Raw genomic sequence first — 14,492 nt, 5'->3', positions numbered from 1 at the left:
TCAGAAATATTGCAACTAAAATGCCAACTAATAAAAAATAAGTAACTCATTGTTTAAATTGACATTTAAATATAAAAAGACAAGTCAAATGGATATAACTTAAGTTATAAAAAAGAGAGGAAAAAGCGATTTCTTATGTATTTACAATAGGATACTGCCCTATAACAAAGGATATAGTATAACTTTTGTTATAGGGGTTTGTAGGTTAGTTTTCCTGACACTTTTTAATACGTTTACTCAACGCTGGCTGAGAGATACCAAGCATTCGTGATGCAAGAGATTGATTGCCTTTAGCTCTATCCATCGCTTCACAGACTAAAAGTTGGTTTATTTCAGACAATGTTGGTAACGGCTTATTAGGATCGAATAAACCAGTATCGAAATCCAGCATATCGATCTGATATGACGAGTCATCAATAACTCGTCTAAACACTTCCATAGAAAGAATGTGACTTTTATGCTGCCCTACCGCATCGTACACCAAAGCTTGCAGCTCTCGAATGTTGCCCGGGAAATGGTAGGTAGAGAGTAAAACAGGTAGTTCTTTAGGGTAAGTAGGCACTATTTTATTCATTTCCGTTGCAGCCTGAGTGAGAAAATGGGTAAATAAAAGCGGTATATCCTCCTTGCGCTCTCTCAATGGCGGAATCTCTACATGGTGCGTACATAAACGAAAATAGAGATCTTTCCTAAAACTGCCTTCTTCTACCTTTTTTTTCAGATCTTGATGCGTCGCTGCTACAATACGAGCTCGACTGCGTTTTGGTTTGTCACTACCCAATGGATAATATTCATTTTCTTGTAACAAGCGCAGTAATTTAGTTTGAGAAGCATGACTCAAATCGCCTATTTCATCTAGAAACAAAGTACCGTCAGAGGCCGATTCAACCATACCAATTCGCTTTCGATCTGCCCCAGTAAAAGCCCCACGACTATGACCAAATAAGGTATCAGCGAAAACATTATCATCAATACCTGCAACGTTAACACTCACCATTTTTCCCGGTTTATGACTTAGTTGATGAACGGCAGCGGCGATTTGTTCTTTACCGACACCACTTTCTCCGGTGATCATAACCGATTGCTGGCTAGATGAAATCGACTCTAGATATTGAAATATTGAACGAAGTTTTTTGTTCTTAGTAATGATTGATTTAAAAACCTCAGGTTCCTCTAAGGTATCAGATAAAAAACGTCGACGCATAGCTTCATGTTCTCTACGCATCTCTTGCATTGTGATGGCACGTTTTATTCCATCTAGCAGACGATTCTCTTCGGTAGTCTTAACAAAATAGTCGTAAGCACCCAATCGAATACAATCTACTGCTGTCTCTATTTGATTCATCCCACTAATAATAATAACGCCAACGTGAGGATGCTTTTCTACTATTTGCTTTAATAGCACCTCTCCTGATATATGAGGCATATTCAAATCAAGCAACACTAATTCAATCGGATTGTTCTCAATCAGATCCATCACTTCTCGGCTGTCACACGTTTGATACAAATGGTTTATTCCACCACGTCTCTCAAGTACCAATGACAAACTGCGAATAAACGCCAATTCATCATCAACGATCAATAGACCAAACCCAGGATAGCGCGTATCTTTCATTGTTATTGTTTTTCCTTATCTAATGGAAACATCAATTCGATTATCGTTCCCTTACCAATTTCAGATTGGAATGTTAGCTTGCCAGCATGCTCTTCAACTATGGTGGTGGAGATCGACAAACCAAGTCCCGTTCCGCCTTGTTTTCTTTTAGTGGTAAAGAATGGGTCAGTCAACCTAGATAAATTATCCGCTTCTATTCCACAACCTTCATCTTTAACCGATATCATCAATTGACGATTATAAGGATTAAACTGAACCGAAATTACGATAGATTGCTGTATATTTTGCAATGCCTGACAAGCATTAACAATTAGGTTAATCACCACTTGTTGCAATCGTTGACTATTACCTTTAATTGTTGGCAGTCTTTCAAAATAATCAACCGAAAAGTGTTGGGTTGACTCTTTGATAGTTCTGTCGGTCAAACGAATCGCTGCGGCGACAACCTGATTTAAATCAACATCTTCTACTAAACTATGAGGTTCTTTTCGAGCGAAGTCCCTTAAGTCGTTAACAATTCGTCGAATATGATGTGAGCCTTCCAACATTTCACTCAACATTAGAGGTATTTCATTTCTCATGCGAGTGTAGTTCAAGCCCGCGACTTCAAAATCACCGTGATCCTGATAATGTTGCTGCAATATATCAGCAATATCATCAAAAGATTCTTCTAGTACCGGCAGATTAAGCAATAATAAACTGGTTGGGTTATTGATTTCATGCGCCACACCTGACACCAAAACACCCAGTGAGGTCATTTTATCAGCTTGAATTAATTGCTGTTGTTGTCGTTCCAATTCCTTAGTCCGTCTTGCTACTTGTTTAGCTAAACTTCTATTCCAAAAAATTACAGCGGAAAAAATCAAAATGACCAGCACAGAAATAACCACCACCACGCGGCTAATTTGCTGCCAATTAACACCAGTAGCAGTATAAGAACCAAACCATTTATTATAAATTTCTTGTTGTTTACCGGTATTTTTTAATATCGCCAACCCTTCATTAAATCGAGCTAATAATTCATCATTCCCTTTTAACACTGCGTAACCATAACGCTGTGAACTCACTGGCTCACCAACAGGTTCTATATTAGAAAGGGACAATTCTTTACCTAAGTATAAGCCGGGAAGATTAGCAACAAAGGCGTAGTCATATCGACCGGATGACAACATACGCAAGGCCGCAGCATGAGTATCGACATAAATAAGCTGCGCATCAACAGCCGAGCTTTTTATGCGTTCCGCCATAATGCCACCGCTTTGAACAATAACCGACTTACCAGCTAAATCAGACAAATTAGCAATAGGCGCAGAACCGACACGAGCAAAAACAGATTGGTGAATAAGTGAATGAGGAGGAGAAAAATCTAACCGCTTAGATCGCTCTTCCGAGTAAGAAATACCTTGTAATACGTCAATATAACCACTTTCCAATTCATTCTTCATCACGTCCCAGCTGGAAAGCTCAATTTTTACATCTAAACCCATCACTTGAGCAATAGCGTACGTCAGTTCCGTGTTATACCCATCGGGCTGACCGTTATCATTAATAAACTCATAAGGAGGGTAATTGTGATCGCCTCCAACAATAATGGTATTCTCGTTGGCAAACACTGTAAGCGTAAAGCAAAGTACAAATAACCTAAGCAATAGTTGAGCGATAAAGCTGAATTTGTTCATCGTCTACTAGGCTCAATAAAAGACCAAAATAAAACACTGTTCATACTTGCAACTCAAACCTCGTAAAATAAACTCATCATGTAATAATCAAGTTTGCCTTTGGGAAACCCTGTTGTGGAAAGCCCTGTTGTGGAAAACAATATGCTTATTTTAGATCCTTCCTATTCTCGCTTTCTCATGATGAAAAGTATGGCTAAATCATAAAACAACAAGCTAGCTTTAACCTTAACAAACCAGCAACATTAAGTGCTTATTGTGGTAAATTATCGACAAAATAGTCAATTAAATGCCACACAATTCATTCTCAAGAATGAACTTTTGTTAGTTCCATACACAAAAATGTGCGTTTTCACAAAATAATGACCTTATTCTAAAAAGTTAACACAATATCCATTGACTTCCTACGTAGTTGATTTAAGCTTCGTCTCGGCTAGAAAGAAAAGCTTTTGTTTTAAGATTTACAAGTCGTTGGTTAGCTCAAAACTCTCCGCCGTGTTGTATCTAAATAGCAATCTATTTTTTCCACGCTATCTAAATATGATTCCCAAGAAGTGGGATCAACACAATTTTTATAGGAAATAAGACTATGTCTAACACAGTGACTGGTACAGTAAAATGGTTTAACGAAACTAAAGGTTTCGGTTTCATTCAACAAGAAAATGGCCCAGACGTGTTCGCACACTTCAGCGCTATTCAATCTGACGGCTTCCGCACTCTTGCAGAAGGTCAAAAAGTTGAGTTCACTGTAACTCAAGGCCAAAAAGGCCCACAAGCTGAGAACATCAAACCTGTTTAATACGGTTTTTGTTAATCGCTAAAATTTTCGTAGCCAGTCAATAGACTGGCTATTTTTTTGCCTTTTTATTGAACAAAGCGAGTAAAACATGCGTACTTTAGGCAATATTATTTGGTTTTTATTCGGTGGAATCTTCATGGGGCTGGCATGGTGGTTGTTCGGCATACTAGCCTTTATTAGTATTATCGGTATCCCATGGGGACGAGCTTGCTTTGTCATGGGCACCTTTTCTTTCTTTCCTTTTGGCAAAGAAGCTATCGATCGAGAAGAACTCACTAGTGCTCGCGATGTCGGTACAGGACCATTAGGCATAATTGGCAACGTATTATGGTTCTGTTTCGCTGGACTTTGGCTTGCTATTGGACACGTTTGCTCGGCTATCGCCTGTTTTATTACCATAATAGGCATTCCATTTAGCATTCAACATCTTAAGCTAGCTGCTATTGCTCTATTTCCAATAGGCAAAACCATCGTTGAAAAAGAAGTCGCCTTCGCTGCAAGACAAAAAAATGCGCAAGATTACCTAAATAAGACCAGAAAATAACAAACGAGAACCAATGTGGCTTTAAAACCAACAATATACAAACTCAAAATCGCCTTAACTGATATGAATCGCGACTATTACGATTCACTCAATCTGACAATAGCGCAACATCCGTCAGAAAACTTACAGCGTATGATGGCACGTGTGCTTGCTTTCGCACTCAATGCTCAGCCAGATCTAACCTTCACAAAAGGGCTTTCTAGTATTGAAGAGCCTGATATTTGGCATAAAACTCTAGATAATCAAACTTCGCTATGGATAGATGTAGGCGAACCGGATCCAGAAAGAGTAAAAAAATCTACCCGCCTCGCTCGTAACGTACGCATATACAGTTTTAATACTAAATCAGATGTTTGGTGGAAACAAAATGCAGATAAACTAAACTTACTTGATGCAGAAATTTATAAATTCGATTCAGAAGCAATTGAAGAATTAGCCAAACTGGTAAAACGAACCATGGATATCTCAATCATGTTAACTGGTCATTCAGCATATATTTCGGCTGAAAACGGTGATTGTGAAGTGGAATGGCAACAATTGAAGGTTTAATTAAAACATGAAAGATTCGATTATAAGCATGTTAAAACAACAACTTGAAATTGCTGGTATCGACACGCTCGGTCTTTCTGACAAAGAGGCGGAGCTGTTTACCCGAGCGATTGAACAAAAAGCGGACATCTTTGCCGCTATTTGCCAAAACAACCCAGAAAAAGACCCTAAATTATTATTGTTAGGGCTTCTAACTAAATTACAGATTGAAGCAACCGCAAGACTAGAAGTACAAGCAGAGCAAATCAGTAAAATGAACAATGTGTTTGAACAGACCATCGGCCAAACTCAAGCCAATAAATTCAGCGCTGAATCAGTGATTGAACTCTCTTTAATCACCAAGTTGTGGCTGATGGTTCAAGGCTACTTAAACATGGATTTTAGCTTAGCTAATGATTACGCCGCCAATACGTCCACGCTACTGGTTAAAGCCTTGCATTCGCATGATACCGAAGAGTTAAGAACTAAACTGCTAGCCAGCTATTATCACGGAAAAGAGAAACAAAAAGTAGATGCACCAGCGACACAATGGTCGGATAAACTAGTTAACTGGTTTAAAGGCAGTTAAATTACAGTCTCAACGTTGAGTGGCAATCTTGACGTTAAGTTACAATATTGACGTTAAGTTACGTTCTTAACGTTAAGCAACCGCTATTAATCAATAATCAGCATCGCTGCTACCGTTGCAAAAAATTACCGCTGCAGAAATTATTACCACAGAAATTAAGCAAAAACGACCAGTTTTAACAACAAAAATAACGCCATACTAACAATAGTCGTCCAAAGGACACTTTTTGTTTTCCACACCATTAGCGCGGCAAACAAAGCACCAATTAAATATGGATTGGTGACACTGATGGCCAGTTCATCTTCCTGAATAAAGACAATCGGCGCCCAAATAGCCGTCAAAATCGCAGGGCTAGAATAAGCCAGTAATCTCTGAGTAGTCGAATTTAACCGAATAGGAAGCTTCGGTTCTAAAAACAGATAGCGACTAAAAAACACCAAGCCAGCCATCGCCAGTATAGACAGAATAATCATACGTTCCTTGCTAGTTTATTTTGATGACTTAGTCGTTGGTGGATCCGTTTTCGCTACATTACGCTTACCAACAACCTCTGCTGCGAAGCCACTTAACATAGCAACAATACTAGATATCATTAGCCCGCCTTCTACATGGAAGTAAGCACAAGTCACAGATAATACTAAAGCCACCAGAACGGATAACAGTATTGGAAAATTGTGGATAATAGGCACAACCAAAGCAATGAAAGTGGCCGCTACCGCAAACTCCAAACCAAATTGTTCCAAGTTAGGAATTTGGCTTCCTGCTACAATACCCACCAAGGTGGCTAAATTCCATACCAAATAAAAGCTTAATCCTGCACCTAGTGCATACCAAGGCTTAAAACGATCTGGAGTTTGGTTTCCCACCACAGCAAACAGTTCGTCAGTCAATAAAAAACCTAAAACTAATCGCCATTTCAGAGACAACGGCGCAATTTTGTTACGCATAGAAACGCTGTATAAAAAGTGTCGTGATGTAATAAAAAAAGTGGTGAGAAGCATGGTACTCAAACCAACCCCCGCCTTAAACATACCGACCGCAACTAACTGTGCCGACCCGGCAAATAAAATAGCGGAAAGCGCCTGTCCTTCTAATGGGTTAAGTCCGACATCCATCGCAAATGAACCAACCAGAAAACCCCAGGGTATTACCGCTATCGACAGAGGAGTTATTGCAACAGTTCCCCTTAAAAACAATGATTTATTGGACGACATATAAATTAACTGCTCGCAGAGGCGGAAGTTTGCTCCGTTGCTTCAATTAGCGCATCAAATTGTAAATTACCATGTAAGGATTCTAGGTCTGGCTCTTCTGCAGCCAATTCACGAATAGACGAACTCACTTCTATTGAACGGTGTAAATCATAGATAGCTTGTTCCTCAGCACCTAATCGAGCGTAAGAACAGGCGCGTTGATAGAGTGCGTGCGCATTATTATCATCTACTTCTAATACACGATTACAAAGACTCATTGCCCAGTGATATTCACTCATTTCCATGGCGGCATCGGCTTTATAGGTCAAGGCTTCTAAATCACCAGGACGGATTTTAAGAATTTCATCACAAACTTCCATTTTTTGTTCAGGAGTCTGGGCATTTTGAGCTCTGAGCCAGAGATTATGTACCTCGTTAATGATCTCAATTTCTTGGTTATTTTCAGAAATAATTCGAGTTTTACGTTTCAGATCTCGTTCTAAGGCTAAAAATTTTGATTCGTACTCTTTGGCTAATTTATCTAAACGCGCATCAGCCATTTTCTTGGTACTTTGTTTCATCTCTTTGAGCGACTGCCAACCGACCACAGCCACTAGAGACGCGACACCGGCAATAATATAGAAAAAATAGTTAACCGTAACGTTAACGTAATTCATGGATTTATCGGCAACTTCTAATTCACGATCCGTAATCTGAATAACCATTCTCCGTTCAAGATCTTGTTGATCTTGTCTAAGCGCTTTCAGTTCATCGAGAATATAACGCTCCACTAATGGGCGATCTAAAATATCACTGTCTGAATATTTCTCTTCTGCGAAACTGCTAAAAGAGCAAAACAGGACCATAAATACAATCAAAAATTTCTTCATTAAAATCACTACCAAATAATGCGCGTTTACAAAACCTCTACAATAGGAGGTAAAACCTTAGCTTTCAAGAAGTAAATGTTTGGAATGGCAAGATAGATGGAGTGAAGAACCTTGGACTAAATCCCTGAGCTTGAAATTCTAGTGGATTTAGGAATAAAGCGATTAAGTCGATCAAGATTTCTGTTTTTGGAAAAAAAAGCTTCAAATTCAAGTTGAAAGCCAGGGTTTATTTTGTAATCAAACTCGCGAGGAAAATTGATTTGCGGTGTCATCGACATATATAACCAATCGCTGTAAAGCTTTTGTCGCCACGACGCAGACAACCAATAGTTTGAAATTTCATCCGCTTGATTTGGTTCAAAAGTGATCCCGCTCGAGTACTCTAATAAATGATTAGTATTCAATCGATCGAAATATTCGAGTTGAAATAAGACCTCCCAGTTATCGTCTTCGTAGATATATTGGGCGCTGGAACTCATTTTAAGTATCTCAGAAAAATTGTCTGTCATTTGCTTATAAAAATTTAACTCTGTTAACGAGCCACTCCCAACTGAATGATAATAAAAGACTTCTTGCTTAAATTGTGCCGTCCAATATTGGGAGAAATTCTCGACACGACGCAGTTGAACCCGAGTAAAAGGGTCAATTGGCAATCTTATTTTCACTCCTACATCCAGATTGGTCCTCCAATGCTTGATCTCTTCATCTTGCAGACGAACGCCACCTATCGCACCATTAATTACATTTTTTGAATTATCACTAGATAGACCACGCTGTTTGTCTTCCAATGAGTCGTAATCATCGGGATCGGTTTCTAAAATCAACTTCCAATCATGTTTAACATGAGGTAAATCAATACGAACAGAGATCCGTTCATCCGATTCAAAATACCCTAGATCAGAGTATTCAGCTCGATACTTTATTTTTAAATAACTCTTGTTGACTAAAGGGGCTTCATTGTCATCTTTGGCCAAACCCTGATCAATGAAAAGACTAAAATCATGCACACTGTCTGCGAAATATTGCTTAGTTTCATCCAGCCAAAATGTCTCATCTTGGTGATCAAAGCTGTCTAAATATGGTTCGCTTTCAGATGAAGGCGGTACGCCTCTCAACGAGAATACATTCGAGGGCAACATCGCTATCTCTTGATCTGGTATTACAGAGTCACTCTGTGCCAGTGAAGGTAAAGGACAAAGACTTAACGATAAAGTAAATAAGTATCTAACATCACTTGTCATTCTTCGACCAATAGCAGTGATACCTAAATATTTACGGATAGTATAAGAATAACTAATATCATTCAGCCTTATTATCATTTTTTTATTTTTTATAATTATTTTGCTAAAAAAGCAACTGTTTACTAGCTTGATAGTATCTAAGTTCACAATTATGGATAAAAATATTGGCTTTAAGGTGAGAAAATAATTGGTTAGTTTGTAACAAAATTGATTGTATAAAACTAAATTATCAATATATGCTTGCTATCATGTGTTATAGATAAGGAAATGGATATTTGTGAAAAATATGTCTGTGAAAGTTTTAACCATTGTTACTTTACTCAGTAGCCTATCGTTTTCATTGCGCAGCTATGCAATGACAGGAGCCAATGGTCATTTCACTGTAGAATTAGGCCCTATAAAATTAGGTGATGTTGTAATGGAATCGAACTGCAGTGAGAGTGTGTGCAGTTATGAAACTCGCATTAAAGGATCATTTATGTTTATCAGTGCCAAAATCAATGAGAATGGCACATACAAACTAACAGACAAAGCCATCATCCCTATTGCGACTCACTATGCCGAAAAAATTGGTTCGAAGCGAAAAACGTTTTCCTATGATTTTTTAAACAAAACTATACAAAACAAAAAAAACAACAAGCAAACCGACCTACCCGATAATGTTTATCCTTTTATCCCTCTAATCAACCAAGTCATACTCGATCTCAAGCTTGGTGGACCACAACAATATTATGAGTACCTCTCGAAACAGAAAATAAAGCGCGCGACTATCTCCTCTTATAGCAAGAAAACTACTGAAAATGGCATCATTCACCACTTTGTCGGCAAAGAGAAAGACGACACCTTAGAATTTTTCTTTTTAGATGATGGTAATCAAATAGAGCTAGAAAAAATCGCGTTTGGCAGCTTTCACATGTCCAGAAAACCCTAGTTTTATTCATGCAAGCAACCGTTCGTCCGTATCATGATAAACGGATATATTAAATCAAAGCGTCCCTTTGGCTAAAAGTTGCTGACTAATTATTATGGTTGACCGACTATTTTTTCTAATGGTGCTAAACTCATTTGGCTAATTAGCCAAAACAACAAGGAATCGATTAAATGCTCAATTTAGCGGTCATTGGAACCAACTGGATATCAGAAGCATTTGTAGAAGCTGCGCTACAAAGCAAGCAGTTTAGCTTAAATGCTGTCTACTCGCGCAAATTGGAAAATGCTCAAATTTTTGCTCAAAATAGCCAAGATGAACATTGCCAATTCTATACTGATTTACAAACACTAGCGTCAGACAGCAATATAGATGCCGTTTATATCGCCTCTCCAAATAGCCTTCATTGTGAACAAGCTATGTTGATGATGCAAAATGGCAAACACGTTATTTGTGAGAAACCTATTTCTTCCAATATTTCCGAAACACGCAAAATGTTTGATTGTGCGAATACACATAACGTTATTTTATTTGAAGCGTTTAAGACTGAATTTTTGCCCAATTTCGAGGAACTAAAAAGACGCCTTACTACTATTGGAAAACTGCGCAGTGTTTATCTAAACTATTGCCAATATTCATCACGGTATCAAAAATATTTAGATGGCGAAAACCCAAATACTTTTAATCCTGCCTTTTCAAACGGCTCAATAATGGATATAGGGTTTTATAATGTCTCTGCAGCCGTGTCTTTATTTGGTAAACCCGACTCAATACAGGCTTGCGCTAAATTGCTCGATTCAGGTGTTGATGCCCATGGAACGGTTATCATGACTTATCCTAATTTTTTAGTGACAATTAATCATTCCAAAGTATCCGATGGTCATATCGATAGTGAATTCCAAGGTGAAGATGGCGTAATATTGGTTGAGCATTTATCGCAATGTCCAAGATTTAGTATTAAAAAACGAAACGCAACACAACAGACTATCAGTCTCGAACAACACGAGAATACCATGGTTTATGAAGCCATTGCTTTTGCCGAACAGATTGAAGATAAAGCGATGAATCAAGCGCACGTGCAGCGTTCGCTCGATGTATCAGAAGTCATCACTGAAATTCGCCGCCAAACTGGTGTTGTGTTTCCTGCGGATAGTTAATCTGAACGAGGGAAGACTTAAGCCTATCAGTAACGTTTTTAAGGTATAACGGCCGAACTGTAGATTAGTCAGGTCGTTGATAGTGAGAAAAATTCATCGAAACAATATATTGGTACATGCTTAGCGCTTGTGTAAGCATGTACCATCATTTATAAACCATTACACACGCTGTCGTGATGCGGTGGTAAAAATCTTAGCTGTCACTGCTCTCATCAGAATAATGTTCACTTCAACATCATTCAATGAAATATCACAACCATTCATAACATTCAGATTTTTTGCTATTGATTATCAGTTTGAACATTGATTATCAGTTTGGAAATTAAAAGAATCCGCTAGATTAAATCCCGCCGCAGATGCAAATGAACGGATAAGAACGTGGCAATAGTAGCAGCAGTAATCCAACTTGTGTATCTTAGGATTTAAAACGATATTTCTACTCGATTTCTTCCTTTATGCTTGGCTAAATAAAGAGCATCATCTACTCGTTTTAGAAGATGTCCATTTGACTCATTATCTTTTGCTGTCGCCACGCCAATACTCGCGGTTATACTACAAGGAACTTGGTCTTCTAACTCAGCAATGATCTGTTTGAGTTTTTCGGCTATAAATGAGGCCGCATCAATCGGAGTATCAGGACAGATAATAAGGAACTCTTCTCCTCCCCATCGTCCAACTATATCGGTTCTTCTTACACTAGCCTTAATCAACCTCGCTACTGCTATGAGCATTTCATCACCGGCTTGGTGTCCAAAATTATCATTGACTGATTTAAAATGATCGAGGTCAATAAGTAAAATTGACAACGCATGACCGTAGCGAGCGGTTCGATTACTCTCTTGTTTTAATACTTCATCAAGTTTACGCCGGTTGTACACATTAGTGAGGGAGTCTGTAATTGAGAGATACTTCAGTTTCTTTTCTAACTCAACTTTATCGGTTACGTCTTCAATAACAGCTTGAATAGCAGGCTCGCCATCCCATTCAATTTTATTGTCGTAAACCCGAAAATAGCGTTTAACTCCATCAAAGCAAATATTCTCAACGATCTTGCTTAAACCACTCACTTCGCTATTAATAATGTCTAGGTATTGTTGACTCGCACAATTTTTTTCATTTTCTGGTATAAAATCGATTAAATTAACATTGGCAAGGACAAACTCTATTGAAGGTGCGTGCATCAAGTTAACCCAGGACTGATTAACCATAAGAGGTTTAAAGTTCTTATGAACGATGATGCCTTGGCCTGATGTAGTGATCAGTTGTTTGTACTTGCGTTCGTTTTCTATAATTTGCTGATGGGCCTTTTCTAAAGCTGACACATCCATTACCGTCACCTGCATCGCGTCTTCGCCTTGCCATTTAATCACATGGTCTATAGCAAATATTGGGAATACTCGCCCATTGCGATCAATATTTTTAAACGTGCGACCTCTAGGGATAAGTTGGCCATTCATTTGTTGGTAATAATTTTCTCGTGCCAATTGATGATGCTTTGGATCAATCAGGTCTAAAAATCCGTCGATACTGTTCAGTAATTCTTGAGCTGATTTATAACCAAATATTCGTGCATAATTATCGTCAACGTGAACTACCTTGAGATCTTTGATCACAATAACACCATAGGTTGAATCGATATTAATTTCAGGCATAACATTCCTAATGTCGTGTAAAATTGATTTACAACGCAATTGACGGTGTTTTAATTATAAATTATTTACAGCAGACCAGTTAGCTTAAAAGCGATGATTGTGAGTACCTTCGATTTATTTGAAACTAAAATTATAGGTTCATGCGAAGTAACCATAAGGTAAATTAGGATATGTGGCATAACTCCAAGGGTGTGGTGCTCAGTTAAAAATCGGCACTCATCTTTCTAACCTGTTTATTGTTATCCAAGATTGGAGTTATTGAGGATTGGTATTATTGTTACTGCGATTTGGCATTTAACTTTATAACTCTGTAGTTGATGCCACCCACTCTTCGCTGTTGGGTCCTACCACGCACTCACCATCAACTCGCATGTTTAATCTAAGCTTGCATCGCTTCGTCACGTATTGAAAATCCGTCTCAGGTAAGTGTCGTACCGAATCAACTAAAGATACCCAATGCATTTCAGTGTGATCTGCGAGAGTGTAGTAAACCCATTTACCTCGTTTTTCTTGTAAAAGTAACCCAGCTTTAAACAGCATTTTCAGGTTACGAGAAACGTTATATTGCGTTTCTCCTGTCACATCCATTGCTTCGGCAACAGTAATTTTTTGGTCCACATGAATAAGCAACCAAAACAGCTTCAGGCGATGAGGTTCCGCTAAGGCTTTTAGTGCATCAAGGTATTGGGCGTCCATCTATTTTCCTTTGTTTTTTTTCATACTCAGTAACATTATCACCATACCAATCATAAATACCACGCTAGAATGCGTTGCATGAAAAATTAATTCTGCTTTACTCGCACCAGTAAACAGTGCGTACCAGAAAAAAGGACAAAACACTCCAAGCAAAGCAATATTCCGCCCTGTACGCGTTTGTTCAGAAATATCACCGCCATTAAGTAAGATAGAAAACACTTTGAACATATGACTGTAAGCACACCATTTGGTTAAATTATTTATTGCCGTTCTCATTGTTAATTTTCCAAATCATTTGTAATGCTGATCAGTATACACAAAAAAAGCCAATAAATACACAATTGCGCTTTTGTGCATCTATTGGTTTTTATTCGGATTAATTTAAAGACTATAATCCCATCTCATCTTTGATCTGTGTAGTCCAAGCAGTGATACGTTCATCACTCAAACTCGCTTGATTGTCTTTGTCTATTACCAAGCCGACAAAAACATCTTCTTCCACCGCGGTCGATTCGTTAAATTCATAACCATCTGTCGGCCAACTGCCGATAACTTCTGCACCACTTTCTGCAACACAATCATAAAGCTCACCTAAGCCATCGACAAATTCATCAGGATAATTCACTTGATCGCCCAAACCAAACAGCCCGACTTTCTTACCTGACAAATCAATATCATCAAAATTAGGTAAAAATTCTTGCCAACTCTCCGTTTGGCACTCACTAGATAACCCCGGTAACATACCTTCGCCATATGTTGGTGTACCCAATATAAGATAATCATATTGGTCGAACACTGACGCTTCTACTCGGTTAATGTTAAGCGGTTTTGCTGCAACATCATCACCTAACTGTTTTTGTATTTGCTTGGCTACTTTTCGGGTACTACCACTGTCTGTGCCAAAAAATATTCCTACTTTACTCATAATTCACTCCTTGAAAATGGATCGCTATCAATGCTAATAACCACAGGCGAAATGGATTC

The 14,492-nt window shown here is 38.4% G+C and carries 16 protein-coding genes; 6 read left to right on the top strand and 10 right to left on the bottom strand.

All coding sequences use genetic code 11. From position 1 onward, the window contains the following. Positions 1 to 205 precede the first annotated feature (205 nt). Together ACLKML_RS05385 and ACLKML_RS05380 are read right to left on the bottom strand one after the other, a co-directional pair. Entirely contained in the window at positions 206 to 1,615 is a 1,410-nt protein-coding gene (locus ACLKML_RS05385) for a sigma-54-dependent transcriptional regulator (RefSeq protein WP_413282695.1), read from the bottom strand. Between the two features lie 2 nt (positions 1,616 to 1,617). After that, on the bottom strand, positions 1,618 to 3,294 hold the full coding sequence (locus ACLKML_RS05380; RefSeq protein WP_413282694.1) for a transporter substrate-binding domain-containing protein: 1,677 nt from the start codon (positions 3,292 to 3,294) through the stop codon (positions 1,618 to 1,620). 586 nt (positions 3,295 to 3,880) lie between these two features. On the opposite strand from ACLKML_RS05380, the gene ACLKML_RS05375 reads away from it, so the two are divergent. The 4 genes from ACLKML_RS05375 to ACLKML_RS05360 all read left to right on the top strand — a co-directional run bounded on the left by ACLKML_RS05375 (position 3,881) and on the right by ACLKML_RS05360 (position 5,751). Next, on the top strand, positions 3,881 to 4,090 hold the full coding sequence (locus ACLKML_RS05375) for a cold-shock protein (protein WP_171751734.1): 210 nt from the start codon (positions 3,881 to 3,883) through the stop codon (positions 4,088 to 4,090). A gap of 88 nt (positions 4,091 to 4,178) precedes the next feature. Then, the gene (locus ACLKML_RS05370; RefSeq protein ID WP_413282693.1) at positions 4,179 to 4,634 is read left to right on the top strand and encodes a YccF domain-containing protein; all 456 of its coding nucleotides are present in this window, start codon (positions 4,179 to 4,181) and stop codon (positions 4,632 to 4,634) included. Between the two features lie 15 nt (positions 4,635 to 4,649). Next, the gene (locus tag ACLKML_RS05365) at positions 4,650 to 5,183 is read left to right on the top strand and encodes a YaeQ family protein (RefSeq protein ID WP_413282692.1); all 534 of its coding nucleotides are present in this window, start codon (positions 4,650 to 4,652) and stop codon (positions 5,181 to 5,183) included. Positions 5,184 to 5,190: 7 nt separating this feature from the next. Next, positions 5,191 to 5,751, top strand: a complete 561-nt coding sequence (locus ACLKML_RS05360) for a hypothetical protein (protein ID WP_413282691.1) — start codon at positions 5,191 to 5,193, stop codon at positions 5,749 to 5,751. A gap of 155 nt (positions 5,752 to 5,906) precedes the next feature. On the opposite strand, the gene ACLKML_RS05355 is transcribed toward ACLKML_RS05360, so the two are convergent. The 4 genes from ACLKML_RS05355 to ACLKML_RS05340 form a co-directional block, all read right to left on the bottom strand. Continuing rightward, positions 5,907 to 6,224: an AzlD domain-containing protein gene (locus tag ACLKML_RS05355; RefSeq protein WP_317718603.1), complete on the bottom strand. Its 318-nt coding sequence runs from the start codon at positions 6,222 to 6,224 to the stop codon at positions 5,907 to 5,909. A gap of 15 nt (positions 6,225 to 6,239) precedes the next feature. Continuing rightward, positions 6,240 to 6,965: an AzlC family ABC transporter permease gene (locus ACLKML_RS05350; RefSeq protein WP_413282690.1), complete on the bottom strand. Its 726-nt coding sequence runs from the start codon at positions 6,963 to 6,965 to the stop codon at positions 6,240 to 6,242. Positions 6,966 to 6,970: 5 nt separating this feature from the next. Then, a complete protein-coding gene (locus ACLKML_RS05345) occupies positions 6,971 to 7,834 on the bottom strand; it encodes a tetratricopeptide repeat protein (RefSeq protein WP_413282689.1) in 864 nt (287 codons plus the stop codon). Between the two features lie 116 nt (positions 7,835 to 7,950). Next, positions 7,951 to 9,153, bottom strand: coding sequence for a hypothetical protein (locus tag ACLKML_RS05340; RefSeq protein WP_413282688.1), 1,203 nt, complete (start codon positions 9,151 to 9,153; stop codon positions 7,951 to 7,953). A 208-nt stretch (positions 9,154 to 9,361) separates the two neighbouring features. Between ACLKML_RS05340 and ACLKML_RS05335 the strand changes: the two genes are divergently transcribed. Next, on the top strand, positions 9,362 to 10,006 hold the full coding sequence (locus tag ACLKML_RS05335) for a hypothetical protein (protein ID WP_413282687.1): 645 nt from the start codon (positions 9,362 to 9,364) through the stop codon (positions 10,004 to 10,006). A 170-nt stretch (positions 10,007 to 10,176) separates the two neighbouring features. Beyond that, positions 10,177 to 11,160: a Gfo/Idh/MocA family protein gene (locus ACLKML_RS05330; RefSeq protein WP_413282686.1), complete on the top strand. Its 984-nt coding sequence runs from the start codon at positions 10,177 to 10,179 to the stop codon at positions 11,158 to 11,160. A gap of 422 nt (positions 11,161 to 11,582) precedes the next feature. Here the strand turns inward: ACLKML_RS05330 and ACLKML_RS05325 are convergent, their stop codons facing one another. From ACLKML_RS05325 to ACLKML_RS05310, 4 genes are all read right to left on the bottom strand, one after another. Further along, on the bottom strand, positions 11,583 to 12,812 hold the full coding sequence (locus ACLKML_RS05325; protein WP_413282685.1) for a diguanylate cyclase: 1,230 nt from the start codon (positions 12,810 to 12,812) through the stop codon (positions 11,583 to 11,585). A gap of 300 nt (positions 12,813 to 13,112) precedes the next feature. Beyond that, complete coding sequence (locus tag ACLKML_RS05320) at positions 13,113 to 13,508, bottom strand: ArsR/SmtB family transcription factor (RefSeq protein WP_413282684.1); 396 nt, start codon at positions 13,506 to 13,508, stop codon at positions 13,113 to 13,115. Next, a complete protein-coding gene (locus ACLKML_RS05315; protein ID WP_413282683.1) occupies positions 13,509 to 13,784 on the bottom strand; it encodes a hypothetical protein in 276 nt (91 codons plus the stop codon). Between the two features lie 112 nt (positions 13,785 to 13,896). Further along, complete coding sequence (locus ACLKML_RS05310; protein ID WP_413282682.1) at positions 13,897 to 14,433, bottom strand: flavodoxin; 537 nt, start codon at positions 14,431 to 14,433, stop codon at positions 13,897 to 13,899. Positions 14,434 to 14,492 lie beyond the last annotated feature (59 nt).

This window comes from Vibrio sp. MA40-2 (assembly GCF_047302445.1).
Taxonomy (GTDB): Bacteria; Pseudomonadota; Gammaproteobacteria; order Enterobacterales; family Vibrionaceae; genus Vibrio.
This window is presented reverse-complemented; position numbering and strand designations above follow the sequence as displayed.